This is a genomic window from Microbacterium phosphatis (assembly GCF_049177115.1).
In the GTDB taxonomy this organism is placed as follows: domain Bacteria; phylum Actinomycetota; class Actinomycetes; order Actinomycetales; family Microbacteriaceae; genus Microbacterium; species Microbacterium phosphatis.
In genome coordinates, this window is sequence record NZ_CP185370.1 from 1,836,978 (window position 1) to 1,853,753 (window position 16,776).

Sequence of the window (16,776 nt, forward strand, 5' to 3'; positions counted from 1 at the left end):
GGCGGGGGCTTTCCTCATGCGGGCGTTACTGGCCGCGCTTCTCGCGGAGCTTCTGCAGGGCCTCGCCCAGCAGCTCCTCCGCCTCGTCGTCCGTGCGGCGCTCCTTCACGTAGGCGAGGTGCGTCTTGTACGGCTCGTTCTTCGCCACGGCCGGCGGGTTCTCCTTGTCGCGCCCGGCGGGCAGGCCCGAGTGCGGGTGATCGACCGTCTCCGGGATCTCCTCCTCCGGCAGGCCGGCGGCGTAGTAGCGGACCGTCTCGTTGCCGAGGCCGTCCCAGTAGCTCACCGCGACGCGCTCGGTGTGGTGGCCGTGGTCCTGCTCACCCATCGGGCCGGAGCCCACTCGGGTGCCACGGATCGCGTTTCCTCCGACAGCCATCTCAGATCACCTGGAACTTCGTGACGAGGCCGAGGCCGACGATGGAGAAGAACCACACGAGCGCGAGGACGATCGTGATGATGTTGAGGTTGCGCTCGGCCAGGCCCGACGAGCCCATCGCCTGCGACATGCCGCCGCCGAACATGTCCGACAGACCGCCGCCGCGACCCTTGTGAAGCAGGATCAGCAACGTCAGGAGCAGGCTGGTGATGCCCAGCAGCACCTGCAGGATGAATTCGATGATCTGCACGCAGAAGCCTTTCGTGGGTGCGGGCGGAGCGCCCACACGAACTCCAGTATAAGTGAGACCCCGCCGCGGAGCCGGAAGCTCACGCGACGGGGTGGTCGCCCCAGGGGCTCAGGCGCTCAGACGCCGACGTGCTTCTGGAAGCGGATGATCGCCGCGAACTCCTCGGCCACGAGGCTGGCGCCTCCGACGAGGGCACCGTCGACGTCGGGCTGGCGCATGAAGCTGGCGATGTTCGAGGACTTCACCGAGCCGCCGTAGAGCACCCGCGTGCGTGCGGCCGCGTCGTCGCCGAGCTTGGCCTTGATGACGTCGCGCAGCTTGGCGCAGACCTCCTGGGCCTGCTCCGGGGTGGCCGCCTGGCCCGAGCCGATGGCCCAGACCGGCTCATAGGCCACCACGATCTCGGCGTCGGAGGCGACGCCGTCGAGGGCGACCTCGAGCTGACCGACCGGCACCGCGCTGGCGCCGTGCTTCTCGAGGTCCTCCGCCGTCTCGCCGACGCAGATGACCGGGACGAGCTCGTGCTTGAGCGCCGCCTTGACCTTGGCGGCCACGATGTCGTCGCCCTCGGAGTGGTATTCGCGACGCTCCGAGTGGCCGATGATGACCGATCCGGCGTCGAGCCGCTTCAGGAACGCGCCCGAGATCTCGCCCGTGTACGCGCCGGAGTCGTGCACCGAGAGATCCTGCGCGCCGAGACCGAAGGGGATCTTGTCGGCGTCGATCAGCGTCTGCACGCTGCGCAGGTCGGTGAACGGCGGGAAGACGGTGACGTCGACCGATCCGTCGTCGTGCTTGGCGTCCTTCAGCGTCCAGTGCAGCTTCTGGACGAACGCGACCGCCTGGAGGTGGTCGAGGTTCATCTTCCAGTTGCCCGCGATCAGCGGGGTGCGCGTGCGGGGGGCCGAGTTGTCTGCGGTTACCATCCGAGGACCTCCAGTCCGGGGAGCTTCTTGCCTTCGAGGAACTCGAGGCTCGCGCCTCCACCGGTCGAGATGTGACCGAACGCGTCATCGGCGAAGCCGAGCTGACGCACGGCCGCGGCCGAGTCGCCGCCGCCGACGACGCTGAGGCCGTCGACCTCCGTGAGCGCCGCGGCGACCGCCTTCGTGCCGGCCGCGAAGGGCGCGAGCTCGAACACGCCCATGGGGCCGTTCCAGAACACGGTCTTCGAGCCGCGGATCGCCTCGGCGAAGGCCGCGGCGGTGTCGGGGCCGATGTCGAGGCCGAGACCGGACGCACCGAAGGGGGTGTCCTCGATCCCGTCGGCCGCGGTCACAACGTGCTCCGCGTCGGCGCCGAACTTCGAGGCGACGACGATGTCGGTCGGCAGGACCAGCTCGACGCCCTTCTCGGCCGCCGTGTCGATGTACGCCTTCGCGGTCTCGATCTGGTCGGCCTCGAGCAGGCTCGCACCCACCTTGTGGCCGAGGGCGGCCAGGAACGTGAAGAGCATGCCGCCGCCGATCAGGATGCGGTCGACGCGCGGGAGGAGGTGGTCGATGACGCCGAGCTTGTCGGAGACCTTCGATCCGCCGAGGACCACCGTGTACGGGCGCTCCGGCTTCTCGGTGAGGCGGTCGAGCACATCGAGCTCGGTGGCGATCAGCAGGCCAGCCGCGCTCGGCAGCAGCTGGGCGAGGTCGTAGACACTCGCCTGCTTGCGGTGGACCACGCCGAAGCCGTCCGAGACGAGCACATCGCCGAGGGCGGCGAGCTGCTGCGCGAAGGCGCCGCGCTCGGCGTCGTCCTTGGCGGTCTCGCCCGCGTTGAAGCGCAGGTTCTCGAGCACGGCGATGTCGCCGTCCTCGAGGGCGGCGACGGCCTCCTGGGCCGACTCGCCGACGGTGTCGCGCGCGAAGGAGACCGGCTTGCCGAGCAGCTCCGAGAGGCGCTGGGCGACCGGCTCGAGGCTGTACTTCGCGTCGGGCGCGCCCTCCGGGCGGCCCAGGTGCGAGACGACCACCACGCGGGCGCCCGCGTTGATCAGGGCGTTGAGGGTCGGGAGCGAGGCGCGCACGCGGCCGTCGTCCGTGATGGAGCCGTCCTTCAGGGGGACGTTGAGGTCGCAGCGCACGATGACGCGCTTGCCGGCGACCGAACCGAGGGAATCGAGAGTTCGCAGAGACATCGTGTCGACTCTACCGCGCGCCGGGATACGGCGAAGGCCCGCCGACATCCGGAGTGATCCGGTGCCGACGGGCCTTCGCGACGACGTGCGTCGCGGGGGTGCTCAGCTCAGAGCTGCGCGCCCACGTACTCCGCGAGGTCGACGAGGCGGTTCGAGTAGCCCCACTCGTTGTCGTACCAGGCCGACACCTTGGCGAGGTTGCCGTCGACGTTGGTCAGACCCGAGTCGAAGATCGACGAGTGCTGGTTGAGCTGGATGTCGCTCGAGACCAGCGGGTCGGCCGAGAACTGCAGGATGCCGTTGAGGCGACCCTCGGACGCGGCGGCCTGGTAGGCGGCGTTGATCTCGTCGACCGTGAGGCCGTCCTTGGTGATGATCGTCAGGTCGACGATCGAGCCCGTGGGCACCGGCACGCGGTACGACGAGCCCGAGAGCTTGCCGTTCAGCTCGGGCAGCACGAGGCCGATGGCCTTGGCGGCACCGGTCGAGGCCGGGACGATGTTGATGGCGGCGGCGCGGGCGCGACGCAGGTCGCTGTGCGGGCCGTCCTGGAGGTTCTGGTCGGCCGTGTAGGCGTGCGCCGTCATCATGAAGCCGCGCTCGATGCCGAAGGCGTCGTTGAACACCTTGGCGAGGGGGGCGAGGGCGTTGGTGGTGCACGACGCGTTCGAGATGACGTGGTCGCTCTCCGCGTTGTACTTGTCCTCGTTCACGCCCATGACGAACGTGGGGGCCGGGCCCGAGGCGGGCGCCGAGATGAGGACCTTCTTGGCGCCGGCGGCGATGTGCGACGCGGCGTCGTCGGGCTTCGTGAAGCGACCGGTCGACTCGATGACGATGTCGGCGCCGATCTCGCCCCACGGCAGGGCCTTGGGGTCGCGCTCGGCGAAGGCCTTGATGACCTTGCCGTCGACGGTGATCGACTGCTCGTCGTAGGTGATCTCCTTGCCGAGCGGTCCGCCGACCGAGTCGTACTTGAGAAGCTGCGCGAGCGCCTTGTTGTCGGTGAGGTCGTTGATACCGACGATCTCGATGTCGGCACCCTGCGAGAGCGCGGCACGGACGAAGTTGCGGCCGATGCGGCCGAAGCCGTTGATTCCGATCCTGACGGACACTGATGGTCTCCTGTAGGTCATGCGCGCGGGGTGCGCGCGGTTTGGTGGGGACGGGGTGTTCCGGCGGGCACGCACCCCGCCGGAACCTGGACCGTCTGTCAGCCGGCGACGAGCAGTCCGGCGGTCTTGGTGCGGGCGGCGTCGAAGCGGGCGGCGACATCCTGCCAGTTGGCGATGTTCCAGAACGCCTTGACGTACTCGGCCTTCACGTTGAGGTAGTCGAGGTAGAAGGCGTGCTCCCACATGTCGAGCATAAGAAGCGGCGTGACGCCCAGCGGCACGTTGGCCTGCTGGTCGAAGAGCTGGAAGATCGAGAGGCGCTGACCGATCGCATCCCAGGCGAGCACGGACCAGCCCGAGCCCTGGATGCCGTTGGCCACCGCGGCGAAGTGCGCCTGGAACGCGGCGAACGAGCCGAACTGGTCGGCGATCGCCGCGGCCAGCTCGCCCTCGGGCTCTCCCCCGCCGTTGGGCGACAGGTTGTTCCAGAAGATGGTGTGGTTGGTGTGACCGCCGAGGTGGAACGCGAGGTCCTTCTCGAGCTTGTTCACGTTGGCGAAGTCGCCGCTCTCACGCGCGGCGCCGAGCTGCTCGAGCGCCGTGTTGGCACCGGCGACGTAGGCGGCGTGGTGCTTGTCGTGGTGCAGCTCCATGATCTTGCCGCTGATGTGCGGCTCGAGCGCCGCGAAGTCGTACGGCAGGTCGGGGAGGGTGTAGACAGCCATGATGTTCCCATCCGCGCCGGGCTGCCGGCGCTATCTGTGTGTACCTCCGCGTCGCTCGCGCAACGGGACCGGACCCTTCTCATCCTAGTGACGAGGAGCGCCCACGGGATGCCGCGTTACGCGAACCGCCCCGCCCGATCGCGGTGGATCGGACGGGGCGGTGTGCGGCGGACAGCCGCGAGGTCGTCAGGAGCCGGCGGGAACCGCGGCCTCGGTGCCGGGCACACCGTCCTGCTCGGCGCGCTTGTCGGCCATCGCGAGCAGACGGCGGATGCGGCCGGCGACGGCGTCCTTGGTCAGCGGGGGCTCGGCGTGGTGGCCGAGCTCGTCGAGGCTGGCGTCGCGGTGCGCGAGGCGCAGCTCGCCCGCCTGCTTGAGGTGAGCGGGCACCTCCTCGCCGAGGATCTCGAGCGCGCGCTCGACGCGGGCGCACGCGGCGACGGCGGCCTGGGCCGAACGGCGCAGGTTGGCGTCGTCGAAGTTCACGAGGCGGTTGACGCCGGCGCGGACCTCGCGGCGCTGGCGCAGCTGGTCCCACTCGGCGGCCGTCTGGGTCGCGCCGATCGCGAGCAGCATGCCGCGGATGGCCTCGGCCTCGCGGATCACGACCCGCGGCACGCCGCGGACCTCGCGCGCCTTGGCGGCGACGCCGATGCGGTGCGCGGCACCCACCAGCGCCATGCCCGCCTCGCCGGTCGGGCAGGCGACCTCGAGGGAGGCGGAACGACCGGGCTCGGACAGGCTGCCGGAGGCGAGGAACGCCCCGCGCCAGACGGCGGCGAGGTCGTCGCGCGATCCGGTCGTCAGCTTGTTCGGCAGGCCGCGGACCGGGCGGCGGCGAATGTCGAGGAGGCCCGTCTGGCGCGCGAGCGTCTCGCCGCCGTCGACCACGCGCACGGCGAAGTACTCGCCCTCGCGGCTGCCGGAGCCCTGGATGCGGGCCAGCTCGGGACGCACGCCGTAGATCTCGGCGATGTCGCGCGCGGTGCGGCGCGCGAGATCCGGGGTGTCGACCTCGGCCTCGACCGCCACGCGTCCGGCGATCGAGTGCAGCCCACCGGCGAACCGCAGCAGCGCGGTCAGCTCGGCGACGCGCACCGTCGGTCGCGGGTCGCGGATAGCGACCAGTTCGGCCTTGACATCGGCGGTCAGAGACACCGTTCTCCCTACTTCACAGACTGCGCGCGCCACTCCCGGCGCGAAGATTCAGCCTACCTGGCGAGGTGCGGGCGCCGCCCGGAGACGGGGAGCGACTTCCCAGCCGAAGGCGCTAGGTCGACGGCTCCGTCTACTCGCGGCCGAGGTCGCGGTGGCGCAGCCGCACGGCGACGCCCGGCAGATCCTTGAGGCGCTCGGCGAGCGCGATCGTCATGGCGACCGAGCGGTGCTTGCCGCCGGTGCAGCCGACGGCGACGGTCGAGTGGCGCTTGTTCTCGCGCTGATAGCCCGCCAGCACGGGCTTGAGGGCCTCGGCGTAGGCATCGAGGAACTCGGATGCGCCCTCCTGGGCGAGCACGTACTCGCTGACCTGCGGGTCCTCCCCCGTGTGGCCGCGCAGCTCGTCGATCCAGAACGGGTTCGGGAGGAAGCGCATGTCGGCGACGAGATCGGCGTCCGGCGGAACCCCGTACTTGAAGCCGAAGCTCTGCAGCGTGACGATGTGGGCGGGCGCCTCGGTGTCGGCGAACAGGTCGGCCACTCGGGTGGCGAGCTGGTGGATGTTGAAGCGCGAGGTGTCGATCACCAGATCGGCGCTCTCGCGCAGCGAGGCCAGCAGGCTGCGCTCGCGGTGGATGCCGTCGACGAGGGTGCCGTTGCCCTGCAGCGGATGCGGGCGGCGGACGGCCTCGAACCGGCGCACGAGCACCTCGTCGGAGGCGTCGAGGAAGAGCACCCGCAGGTTGCTGCTGCCGCGGATCGCCTGGGCCTCGGCGGGAAGCTCCGCGAACAGGTCGCGCCCGCGCACGTCCACGACCGCCGCCACGCGCGGGAGGTTGTCGCCCAGGCGGCCCGAGAGATCGAGCAGCGGGCGCAGCATCTGCGGCGGGAGGTTGTCGACGACGTACCAGTCGAGATCCTCGAGGGCGTTGGCGACCGTCGACCTGCCCGCCCCGGACATGCCGGTGACGATCAGCACCTCGCCGGTGCCGCTGGTCGGGTCCGTTCCGCGCTCGTCGATCATCACTCCCAGCCTAGGCCGTGACGCCGGTCTCCCGGGTGTCGCTTCTCAGGTGCTCGATCACGGTCGCGGCGAGCTTCGGGCCGATCCCCGGGAGCTCCTCGATCTGCTCCGCGGTCGCGGCCCTCAGCGCCGAGACCGAGCCGAAGTGGCGCAGGAGCAGCTTGATCCGCGCCTCCCCCAGGCCCGGGACCTCGCTCAGCACGCTGCGGATGTCGCGCTTGCGCTTGCGCCGCTGATGCGTGATCGCGAAGCGGTGCGCCTCGTCGCGCAGGCGCTGCACCAGGTAGAGCGCCTCGCTGGTGCGCGGCAGGATCACCGGGTAGTCGTCGCCGGGCAGCCAGATCTCCTCGAGGCGCTTGGCGATGCCGCACAGCGCGATCTCCTCGTGGCCCGTCTCGCGCAGGGCCCGGGCCGCCGCCTCGACCTGCGGCCGGCCGCCGTCGACGATCAGCAGCTGCGGCGGATAGGCGAAGCGCCGGCGGGGCTTGGCCTCGGCCCCGACCACAACGTCGCCGTCGGTCGGGTCCGGCGCGGGCTGCTCGGTCTCCTCGGGCCGGTCGAGGTGCGCGAGCCGGCGCGTGAGCACCTGGTGGATCGAGTCGGTGTCGTCGGTCGTGTGCGGGATGGAGAACGAGCGGTACTGGTCCTTGCGCGGCAGGCCGTCCTCGAACACCACCATCGAGCCGACCACGTTGGTGCCCTGCAGATGCGAGATGTCGAAGCACTCGATGCGCAGCGGCGCCTCGCTCATGCCGAGGGCCTCCTGCAGGTCACTCAGCGCCTGGGTGCGGGCGACGTAGTCGCTGGTGCGGCGGGTCTTATGGCGCAGGAGCGCCTGCTGCGCGTTCAGGGTGGCGTTGCGCAGCAGCTCGGCGCGCTGACCGCGCTGGGCCACGGCGATCTCGACGGCCTTGCCCCGGCGCTCGCGCAGCCACAGCTCGAGGTCGCCCACGTCGGGCGGCAGCGTCGGCACCAGCACCCGCCGGGGCACATCGGCGGGTGCGGCGTCGCCGTACTCGCGCTGCAGGATCTGGTCGACGAGCTCTCCGCCCGAGATGTCGAGCTCCTTGTCGAGGGTGGTCGAGCTGACGCCGCGCACACGCCCGCCGCGGATCACGAAGTGCTGCACAGCGGCCGACAGCTCGTCCTCGGCGATGCCGAACAGGTCGGCATCCTCGTCGGCGGGCAGCACGAGGGCGCTCTTGTTGAGCACCGCCTGGATGGAGGTGAGCCGGTCGCGCAGGATCGCCGCCTGCTCGTAGTCCATGGCGGCGGCGGCCGCCTTCATGCGCGCGGTGAGGTCGCGCGTGAAGCGCTCGTCGCCTCCCTGCATGAAGGCGATGAAGTCGCCGACCATCGCACGGTGCTCCTCGATCGTCACGCGCTGGGAGCAGGGGCCGCCGCACTTGCCGATCTGGCCGGGGAAGCAGGGCCGGCCCGTCTGCATGGCGCGCTTGTACGACGCGTCGCTGCAGGTGCGGATCGGGAACACCTTGACCATCAGGTCGATGGTGTCGTGCACCGCCCACACCTTCGGGTAGGGCCCGAAGTACTTCGCTCCCGGGATGCGGTGGTTGCGCGTCACGATGACGCGCGGGGCCTCGTCGGCGAGCGTGATCGCCATGAAGGGATACGACTTGTCGTCCTTGTACCGGACGTTGAAGGGCGGATCGAACTCCTTGATCCACTGGTACTCGAGTTGCAGCGAGTCGACGTCCGTCGGCACGACGGTCCACTCCACCGATGCGGCGGTCGTCACCATCCGGCGCGTGCGTTCGTGCAGCGTGTGCAGCGACGCGAAGTAGTTCGACAGTCGCTGCCGCAGGTTCTTCGCCTTGCCGACGTAGAGGACCCGCCCCTGGGCATCGCGGAAGCGATACACGCCCGGGTTGGTCGGGATCTCCCCCGGCTTGGGCTTGTAGGCGAGCTGCGCGCGCATCAGCCCGCCTTGCGGGCCCGCGCCTCGGTCTCCCGCTCGCGCACGCCCAGCACCTCGGCGAGGAAGGCGCCGGTATGACTGGCCTCGACCTTCGCCACCTGCTCCGGGGTGCCCGTCGCGATGATCTGACCGCCGCCGGAGCCGCCCTCGGGGCCGAGGTCGATGATCCAGTCGGCCGACTTGATGACGTCGAGGTTGTGCTCGATCACGATGACGGTGTTGCCCTTGTCGACGAGGCTGTTCAGCACCTCGAGCAGACGACGGACGTCCTCGAAGTGCAGACCCGTGGTGGGCTCGTCGAGCACGTAGATGCTGCGTCCGTTGCTGCGACGCTGGAGCTCGGTGGCCAGCTTGACGCGCTGCGCCTCGCCGCCCGAGAGCGTTGTGGCCGACTGGCCGAGGCGCACGTAGCCGAGGCCCACGTCGACGAGTGTCTTCATGTAGCGGTGGATCGCCTGGATCGGCTCGAAGAACTCGGCCGCCTCGGCGATCGACATCTCGAGCACCTCGGCGATGTTCTTGCCCTTGTAGTGCACCTGCAGGGTGTCGCGGTTGTACCGCTTGCCGTGGCAGACCTCGCAGTCGACGTAGACGTCGGGCAGGAAGTTCATCTCGATCTTCAGCGTGCCGTCGCCCGAGCAGGCCTCGCAGCGGCCGCCCTTGACGTTGAAGCTGAAGCGACCGGCCTGGTAGCCGCGCACCTTCGCCTCGGGGGTCTCGGCGAAGAGATTGCGGATCCGGTCGAAGACGCCGGTGTAGGTGGCCGGGTTCGATCGCGGCGTGCGCCCGATGGGCGCCTGGTCGACGTGCACCACCTTGTCGAGCTGGTCGAGACCGGTGACGCGGGTGTGCTTGCCGGCGACGCGGCGGGCGCCGTTCAGGCGGGTGGCGAGCACCTCGTACAGGATGTCGTTCACGAGCGTCGACTTGCCCGACCCGCTGACGCCGGTGACGGCGGTCAGGACGCCGAGCGGGAACTCCGCCGTGACGTCGCGGAGGTTGTTCTCGCGGGCGCCCACGACCGAGATGGTGCGCTTGCGATCGATCTTGCGGCGCTTCTTCGGTGTGGGGATCTCGCGGCGCTTGGCCAGGTAGTCGCCCGTGATCGACGCCTCGTCGGCCAGCAGCTCCGCGTACGGGCCGGAGTGCACGACCTCGCCGCCGCCCTCTCCGGCGCCCGGCCCGATGTCGACGATCCAGTCGGCCGCCTCGATCGTCTCCTCGTCGTGCTCGACGACGACCAGCGTGTTGCCGAGGTCGCGGAGCGTGACGAGGGTCTCGATGAGGCGGCGGTTGTCGCGCTGATGCAGGCCGATCGACGGCTCGTCGAGCACGTACAGCACGCCCGTGAGGCCGGTGCCGATCTGGGTGGCCAGGCGGATGCGCTGCGCCTCGCCGCCCGAGAGCGACCCCGCGGCGCGGCTGAGCGTCAGATAGTTCAGGCCGACGCGGATGAGGAAGTCGAGACGGACGCGGATCTCGCGCAGCACCTGCGCGGCGATGTGCGCCTCGCGGTCGGTGAGCGTGAGCAGGTCCATGAAGCCGCGCGCATCCTCGAGGCTGAGGTGCGACACCTCGGCGATCGAGCGGTCGTGCACCTTCACCGCGAGCACCTCGGGCTTCAGGCGGTCGCCGTCGCACACGGGGCACGGCACCTCGCGGAGGTACTCGGACCAGCGCTGGCGCTGAGCGTCGCTCTCGGCCTGCGACCACTGACGCTCGATGTAGGGGACGACGCCCTCGAACCCGCTCGCATAGCGGACCTCGCGGCCCCACCGGTTCTTGTAGCGGACGTTGACGTTGTATCCCTCGCCCAGCAGCACCGCGTCCTTGACGTCCTGCGGGAGGGCGCGCCACGGGGTGTCGAGCGAGAAGTTCAGGTCATGCGCCAGGCCGACGAGCAGGCGCTCGTAGTACTGGAAGAGGCCCTTGCCCTGGGTCGTCCACGGGACGATGACGCCCTCGCGGATCGAGAGGTCCTCGTCGCCGAGCATGAGCTCGGTGTCGACCGACATGCGGGTGCCGAGACCCGAGCACGCCGGGCAGGCGCCGAAGGGCGCGTTGAACGAGAAGGTGCGGGGCTCGATCTCGGTCAGCTGCAGCGCGTGACCGTTCGGGCACGAGAGCTTCTCGGAGAACGACTGCCAGGCGTCCTCCCCCTCCTCGTCGACGAAGTTGACCTGCAGCACGCCACCCGCGAGGCCCAGCGCGGTCTCGACGGAGTCGGTGATGCGTCCGAGCATGTTCTCGCGCGAGACGAGGCGATCGATCACGACCGAGATGTCGTGCTTGTAGCTCTTCTTGAGCACGGGCGGCTCGGCGAGCTGGATCAGGTCGCCGTCGACGATGGCGCGCGAGTAGCCCTTCGCCCCGAGCTCCTTGAAGAGGTCGACGAACTCGCCCTTCTTCTGGCTGACGATGGGCGCGACCACCTGATAGCGGGTGCCCTCCGGCAGCTCGTTGAGCTGATCGGCGATCTGCTGCACGGTCTGGCGCTGGATCCGCTCGCCGCACTGCGGGCAGTGGGGCACGCCGATGCGCGCCCACAGGAGGCGCATGTAGTCGTAGATCTCGGTGATCGTGCCGACCGTCGACCGCGGGTTGCGGTTGGTCGACTTCTGGTCGATCGACACCGCCGGGCTCAGGCCCTCGATGAAGTCGACATCCGGTCGATCGACCTGCCCGAGGAACTGGCGGGCGTACGCGCTCAGCGACTCGACGTAGCGGCGCTGGCCCTCGGCGAAGATGGTGTCGAAGGCGAGGCTCGACTTGCCGGAGCCCGAGAGGCCCGTGAACACGACCATCGAATCGCGTGGGATCTCGAGGTCGACGTTCTTCAGATTGTGGACGCGGGCACCGCGGACACTGATCTTTCCGGGGCTGGAGACAGGGACGATCGGCACCCCACCAGTCTAGGTGCGGCCACCGACATCTGGATCTTTGTTCGAAGATGCGCGCCCGATCCGGGGCGGAATCCCAGACAGCGCGTCCCGCTCAGAGGGACTTGTCGAGCCGGCCGGAGAAGGGCGTCAGCGCATCGCGCAGGCTGGCCACCTGGTCGAGCGTCATGCCCACGCGCTCCATCACCTGGAACGGGACGGCCAGCGCCTGCTCGCGCAGGGCGCGCCCGGTCTCGGTGAGGTCGATGTCGAGCCGGCGCTCATCATCGGCGCGGCGGCTGCGGGTGACGAGCCCCTGCGCCTCGAGGCGCTTCACCAGCGGAGACGCCGTGGCCGGATCGAACGCGAGCTCCTCGGCGATGTCGCCGAGCGTGCGCGGCGAGCTGTCCCACAGCGCGAGCATCACGAGGTACTGCGGATGGGTGAGCCCCAGCGGCTCCAGCACGGGTCGATAGATCGACACGACGTTGCGCGCCGCCGTCACGATCGCGAAGCAGAGCTGGTTCTCCAGCTTCAGCAGATCGTTCTCGGAATCGGCCACGGGACCATCCTCACACACCGGGACATTTAGTAGACTAATCGTTATGACCGAGAAGATCCCGTGGCGCACCCGCATCCGCGAGGCGGGCGGCCTGTACCTCTGGTTCAACAGCACGCTCATCCGCCTGGCCGGTCCCCCGCACGTGAGCCCCAACCTGCCCCGCAACAAGGACGCGGATCTGTGCGCGCACTGCGGGCTCCGCCGCGACGCGCACCGCGAGGATCCGGACGGATCGCTGCACTGCGCGACCTCGGAAGCTCCCGCGTAAGGGCCCGCGGCGCCCCCGTCAACCCTCTCGGCTCGCGCGAAGCGCTCGCATATCGTCGCGGCATCCGCCGACGACCAGAGGGAGATGCGCCATGGCATCCGCACGCGAGAACGACATCCCGATCCCCGGAGCTCCGGCGCCGGTCCCGCCCTCCGCGAGCGAGCCGACCGAGCCGCGTCGGCCGCTCCCCCCGAAGCCCGATCAGGACGGCCCCGAGAGCCGCACGCCCACCGGCGCCGCGACCGACTGGCCGCCGACCGCGATGGGCCAGCAGGGTGCGTATCTGACCACCGCGCAGGGCGCGCGGCTGCCCGACACCGATCACTCGCTGAAGGCCGGGCCCCGCGGGCCGGTGCTGCTGCAGGACCACCACCTGCGCGAGAAGATCACCCACTTCGACCACGAGCGCATCCCCGAGCGCGTGGTGCACGCCCGCGGTGCCGCCGCGCACGGCGTCTTCATCGCCAACGGCGCCGCGGAATCGGTGAGCAAGGCCGCCTTCCTCCGGGCCGGCGCGCAGACCCGCACCTTCGTGCGGTTCTCCACCGTGCTGGGCTCGCGCGGGTCGCTCGACACCGCCCGCGACACCCGCGGCTTCGCCACGAAGTTCTACACGACCGAGGGCGTGTACGACCTCGTCGGCAACAACATCCCCGTGTTCTTCATCCAGGACGCCATCAAGTTCCCCGACGTGATCCACGCCGGCAAGCCGCACCCCGATCGCGAGATCCCGCAGGCGCAGTCGGCGCACGACACCTTCTGGGACTTCGTGTCCCTCCACACCGAGGCGCAGGCGCACGCGATGTGGAACATGTCGGACCGTGCGATCCCCCGTTCGTACCGGATGATGCAGGGCTTCGGCGTGCACACGTTCCGCTTCGAGAACGAGGCCGGCGAGACGGTGCTGGCGAAGATCCACTGGCGCCCGCGCGCGGGCACCCACTCGCTGACCTGGGAGGAGGCGCAGCTGGCGGGCGGCAAGGATCCGGACTTCCACCGCCGCGACCTCGCCGACGCGATCGAGTCGGGGGCGTTCCCCGAGTGGGATCTCGCGCTCCAGGTGTTCCCGGACACCCCGGACGAGATGTTCGAGGGTATCGACCTGCTCGACCCGACGAAGTTCGTGCCGGAGGAGCTGGCGCCCCTGCAGGTGGTGGGCACCATGCGGCTCGACGCGAACCCGTCGAACTTCTTCGCGGAGACCGAGCAGGTCGCCTTCCACCCCGGGCATCTTGTGCCCGGCATCGACGTGACGAACGACCCGCTGCTGCAGGGTCGCCTGTTCTCGTACCTCGACACGCAGATTTCGCGCCTGGGCGGACCGAACTTCGCGCAGCTGCCGATCAACCGGCCGCACGCCGACATCAACGACATGCTGCGCGACGGCATGCACCAGACCGCCGTGCACCGCGGTGTCGCACCCTACAAGCCGAACTCGCTCGACGGCGGCTGCCCGTTCCTGGCGGGAGCCGACCTCGGCGCCTTCGTCGAGGTGCCGGCCGCCGTCGCCGCGTCGGTGAAGGAGCGCACCTCCCCCGCGAGCTTCGACGATCACTTCTCGCAGGCGACGCTCTTCTATCGCTCGCTCACGCCGATCGAGCAGCGCCACGTCATCGAGGCCTACTCGTTCGAGCTCGGCAAGTGCTACGAGCAGGCCGTGAAGGAACGCCAGCTGGCGGCGCTCGCGAACATCGACGCGGATCTGTGCGCGCAGGTCGCCGAGGCGCTGGGGCTGCCCGCCCCGAAGCCGACGGTCGACATCGCGGACGTCGAGCCGAGCCCCGCGCTGCGCCAGGTCGGCGAGGAGTGGCCGGTCACCGGCCGCGTCATCGGCATCCTGGCGGACGAGACCGCCGATGCCGACGAGCTCGAGGCCGTTCGAGAGGGCCTGCACACGGCAGGGATCGTGCCGCTCGTCATCGCGCCGCACGGCGGCATGCTGCACGGCATCCCCGTTCAGCGGACGGCTCAGACGGCGGCGAGCATCGAGTTCGATGCGCTGATCGCTCTCAGCCCGTCGGCCGACCCGCGGGCGCTGCGGATGCTGGACGAGTTGTTCCGGCACGGCAAGGCGATCGCCGTGGCACCGGCGGCCGCGGGGATGCTCGGCGACGCCGCCATCGACCAGGCGGCGCCGGGCATCGTCACGGCCGATGCCCCCGAGGCGGTGGCGGAGCTGCTGACGCTGCTCGCCACCCACCGGGTCTGGGAGCGGATGGACCTGCTGCCGGTCTGACGACCGCGGCGGGAAGGCCGGGCGCGCTCAGGCGTGCCCGGCCTTCTCCATCTGCCGGAGGTCGCGCTTCAGATCCTGGACCTCGTCGCGCAGGCGCGCGGCAAGCTCGAACTTGAGCTCGTCGGACGCCGCGAGCATCTGGCTGGTGAGGTCGGCGATCGCCTGCTCGAGCTGCTGGGCGCCCTCGGCCGCGAGCCCCTCGCGCTTGCGGATCGGCGTGGGAGTCCTGCCCTTGCCGCTCTTGGTCCGGGCGGCGTCTCGCTTGGAGAGGAGCTCCTCGGTGTCGGCCCCCTCGCGCGCGAGCTGGTCGGTGATGTCGGCGATGCGCTTGCGCAGCGGCTGGGGGTCGATGCCGTTCGCCGTGTTGTACGCGATCTGGATCTCGCGGCGTCGCTCGGTCTCCTCGATGGCCTTGGTCATCGAGTCGGTCATCCGGTCGGCGTACATGTGCACCTGGCCCGAGACGTTGCGCGCCGCGCGGCCGATGGTCTGGATCAGCGAGGTGCCCGAGCGCAGGAACCCCTCCTTGTCGGCGTCGAGGATCGCCACCAGCGAGACCTCGGGGAGGTCGAGACCCTCGCGGAGCAGGTTGATGCCGACGAGCACGTCGTAGACGCCCTGCCTCAGCTCGGTGAGCAGCTCGACGCGACGCAGCGTGTCGACGTCCGAATGCAGGTACCGGACGTGCACGCCGTGCTCGCCGAGGAAGTCGGTCAGCTCCTCGGCCATCTTCTTGGTCAGCGTCGTCACGAGCACACGCTCGTCGCGCTCGACCCGGACGCGGATCTCCTCGAGGAGGTCGTCGATCTGGCCCTTCGAGGGCTTGATCACGATCTCCGGATCGATGAGGCCGGTGGGGCGGATGATCTGCTCGACCACGCCGTCGGCGATCCCCATCTCGTACTTGCCGGGGGTGGCGGACAGGTACACGGTCTGGCCGATCCGGTTCTTGAACTCGTCCCAGCGGAGCGGGCGGTTGTCCATCGCGCTCGGCAGGCGGAAGCCGTGCTCGACGAGCGTGCGCTTGCGCGACGCGTCGCCCTCGTACATGGCGCCGATCTGCGGCACCGTGACGTGCGACTCGTCGATCACCAGCAGGAAGTCGTCGGGGAAGAAGTCGAGCAGCGTGTGCGGCGGGGCTCCGGGGGCGCGACCGTCGAGATGCCGCGAGTAGTTCTCGATGCCCGAGCAGAACCCGAGCTGCTGCAGCATCTCGAGGTCGAAGGTGGTGCGCATGCGCAGGCGCTGCGCCTCGAGCAGCTTGCCCTGCCGCTCGAACTCCTGCAGGCGCTCCTCGAGCTCGACCTCGATCGTCTTGATGGCGCGCTGGACGGTGTCGGTTCCCGCCGCGTAGTGCGTGGCGGGGAAGATCGCGATGGCGTCGAGCCGCTCGAGCACGTCGCCCGTCAGCGGGTGCAGCTTGTACAGCGCCTCGATCTCGTCGCCGAACAGCTCGATGCGGATCGCGTGCTCTTCGTAGACCGGGATGATCTCGATCGTGTCGCCGCGCACGCGGAAGTTTCCGCGGGAGAAGTCGACGTCGTTGCGGTTGTACTGCATGCCGATGAACTGACGGATCAGCGCATCGCGGTCGTAGCGCTCGCCCACCTGCAGCGCCACGAGCGCCCGCAGGTACTCCTCCGGCGAGCCCAGGCCGTAGATGCAGGACACGGTGCTGACGACGACGACATCGCGCCGGCTGAGCAGCGAGTTCGTTGTGGAGTGGCGCAGGCGCTCGACCTCGGAGTTGATGGACGAGTCCTTCTCGATGAAGGTGTCCGTCTGCGGCACGTAGGCCTCGGGCTGGTAGTAGTCGTAGTACGAGACGAAGTACTCGACCGCGTTGTTCGGCATCAGGTCGCGGAACTCGTTCGCCAGCTGCGCCGCGAGGGTCTTGTTGTGCGCCATCACCAGGGTCGGGCGCTGCACCTGCTCGATGAGCCATGCCGTGGTCGCCGACTTGCCTGTGCCGGTCGCACCCAGGAGCACAACGTCGGTCTCGCCCGCGTTGATGCGGGCGGCCAGCTCGGCGATGGCCTTGGGCTGATCGCCCGACGGCATGTACTCGCTGACCACCTCGAACGGGCGCACACTTCGAGTCGTCTGCATC

Annotated in this window: 14 protein-coding genes; 2 read left to right on the plus strand and 12 right to left on the minus strand. The window is 69.8% G+C overall.

Annotation, left to right across the window (positions count from 1 at the left end):
- Positions 1 to 25: 25 nt before the first annotated feature.
- The 11 genes from ACOKGD_RS08805 to ACOKGD_RS08855 all read right to left on the minus strand — a co-directional run bounded on the left by ACOKGD_RS08805 (position 26) and on the right by ACOKGD_RS08855 (position 12,162).
- Positions 26 to 379 carry an RNA polymerase-binding protein RbpA gene (locus ACOKGD_RS08805; protein ID WP_342334554.1) on the minus strand — a complete coding sequence of 118 codons (354 nt, stop codon included), beginning with the start codon at positions 377 to 379 and terminating at the stop codon, positions 26 to 28.
- A 1-nt stretch (position 380) separates the two neighbouring features.
- Positions 381 to 629, minus strand: coding sequence for a preprotein translocase subunit SecG (secG, locus tag ACOKGD_RS08810; protein WP_208500102.1), 249 nt, complete (start codon positions 627 to 629; stop codon positions 381 to 383).
- A gap of 116 nt (positions 630 to 745) precedes the next feature.
- Positions 746 to 1,555: a triose-phosphate isomerase gene (gene tpiA, locus ACOKGD_RS08815; RefSeq protein ID WP_342334553.1), complete on the minus strand. Its 810-nt coding sequence runs from the start codon at positions 1,553 to 1,555 to the stop codon at positions 746 to 748.
- The gene (locus ACOKGD_RS08820) at positions 1,549 to 2,760 is read right to left on the minus strand and encodes a phosphoglycerate kinase (protein WP_342334552.1); all 1,212 of its coding nucleotides are present in this window, start codon (positions 2,758 to 2,760) and stop codon (positions 1,549 to 1,551) included. Before ACOKGD_RS08820 ends, tpiA begins: the two co-directional genes overlap by 7 nt.
- Positions 2,761 to 2,867: 107 nt before the next feature.
- Positions 2,868 to 3,875 carry a type I glyceraldehyde-3-phosphate dehydrogenase gene (gene gap, locus ACOKGD_RS08825; protein ID WP_342334551.1) on the minus strand — a complete coding sequence of 336 codons (1,008 nt, stop codon included), beginning with the start codon at positions 3,873 to 3,875 and terminating at the stop codon, positions 2,868 to 2,870.
- A 98-nt stretch (positions 3,876 to 3,973) separates the two neighbouring features.
- Positions 3,974 to 4,600: a superoxide dismutase gene (locus tag ACOKGD_RS08830; RefSeq protein ID WP_342334550.1), complete on the minus strand. Its 627-nt coding sequence runs from the start codon at positions 4,598 to 4,600 to the stop codon at positions 3,974 to 3,976.
- Between the two features lie 186 nt (positions 4,601 to 4,786).
- On the minus strand, positions 4,787 to 5,758 hold the full coding sequence (gene whiA, locus ACOKGD_RS08835; RefSeq protein WP_342334549.1) for a DNA-binding protein WhiA: 972 nt from the start codon (positions 5,756 to 5,758) through the stop codon (positions 4,787 to 4,789).
- Between the two features lie 130 nt (positions 5,759 to 5,888).
- Positions 5,889 to 6,782, minus strand: coding sequence for an RNase adapter RapZ (gene rapZ / locus ACOKGD_RS08840; RefSeq protein WP_342334548.1), 894 nt, complete (start codon positions 6,780 to 6,782; stop codon positions 5,889 to 5,891).
- 10 nt (positions 6,783 to 6,792) lie between these two features.
- Positions 6,793 to 8,721 (minus strand): excinuclease ABC subunit UvrC, encoded by a 1,929-nt coding sequence (gene uvrC, locus ACOKGD_RS08845; protein ID WP_342334547.1) that lies wholly within the window; start codon positions 8,719 to 8,721, stop codon positions 6,793 to 6,795.
- Positions 8,721 to 11,624, minus strand: coding sequence for an excinuclease ABC subunit UvrA (gene uvrA / locus ACOKGD_RS08850; RefSeq protein WP_342334546.1), 2,904 nt, complete (start codon positions 11,622 to 11,624; stop codon positions 8,721 to 8,723). The genes uvrC and uvrA overlap by 1 nt, the downstream gene beginning before the upstream one ends.
- 91 nt (positions 11,625 to 11,715) lie before the next feature.
- Positions 11,716 to 12,162: a MarR family winged helix-turn-helix transcriptional regulator gene (locus ACOKGD_RS08855; RefSeq protein ID WP_342334545.1), complete on the minus strand. Its 447-nt coding sequence runs from the start codon at positions 12,160 to 12,162 to the stop codon at positions 11,716 to 11,718.
- Between the two features lie 43 nt (positions 12,163 to 12,205).
- Here ACOKGD_RS08855 and ACOKGD_RS08860 point away from each other — a divergent pair, with 43 nt between their 5' ends.
- On the plus strand, positions 12,206 to 12,430 hold the full coding sequence (locus ACOKGD_RS08860; protein ID WP_342334544.1) for a hypothetical protein: 225 nt from the start codon (positions 12,206 to 12,208) through the stop codon (positions 12,428 to 12,430).
- A gap of 91 nt (positions 12,431 to 12,521) precedes the next feature.
- Positions 12,522 to 14,666: a catalase gene (locus ACOKGD_RS08865; protein WP_342334543.1), complete on the plus strand. Its 2,145-nt coding sequence runs from the start codon at positions 12,522 to 12,524 to the stop codon at positions 14,664 to 14,666.
- A gap of 27 nt (positions 14,667 to 14,693) precedes the next feature.
- On the opposite strand, the gene uvrB is transcribed toward ACOKGD_RS08865, so the two are convergent.
- On the minus strand, positions 14,694 to 16,775 hold the full coding sequence (uvrB, locus tag ACOKGD_RS08870; RefSeq protein WP_342334542.1) for an excinuclease ABC subunit UvrB: 2,082 nt from the start codon (positions 16,773 to 16,775) through the stop codon (positions 14,694 to 14,696).
- Position 16,776: the final 1 nt, after the last annotated feature.